Annotated in this window: 1 protein-coding gene; it reads right to left on the minus strand. The window is 71.8% G+C overall.

Translation table 11 applies throughout. The features are described from left to right. A partial coding sequence (locus tag IF37_RS40425; RefSeq protein ID WP_037858478.1) for a condensation domain-containing protein occupies positions 1 to 408 on the minus strand: 408 nt, incomplete at both ends.

Below are 408 nucleotides of genomic sequence, written 5' to 3' on the forward strand. Positions count from 1 at the left end.
GCCGGTGACGCCGTTCCAGTCGACCAGGATCTCCCGCCGCTCCCGCTCCGTCAGCATGTTCAGCTTGGACAGGCGGGCCCGAGGTGTGGCCGCCACCGACGCGGCCAGGGTGGTGAAGTGGCCGGCCATCCGCTCGATCGTCGCCCGCTCGAACAGATCCGTCCGGTACTCCAGCACCGCGCGCAGCCCGTCCGCCGACTCGACCGCCGTGAGCGTCAGGTCGAACTTGGCGACACCCCGCTCGATCTCGACCGGCTCGGTCCGCGTGCCCGCCAGCTCCCACGCCTGGCCCTCCGCACCGCCGGGCGCCTGGAGGACGAACATGGTCTGGAAGAGGGGGTTGCGGGACGGGTCGCGGTCGGGGGCGAGTTCCTCCACCAGGCGTTCGAAGGGGAGGTCCTGGTGGTC

Source organism: Streptomyces sp. NRRL S-31 (genome assembly GCF_000718775.1).
Classification (GTDB): domain Bacteria; phylum Actinomycetota; class Actinomycetes; order Streptomycetales; family Streptomycetaceae; genus Streptomyces.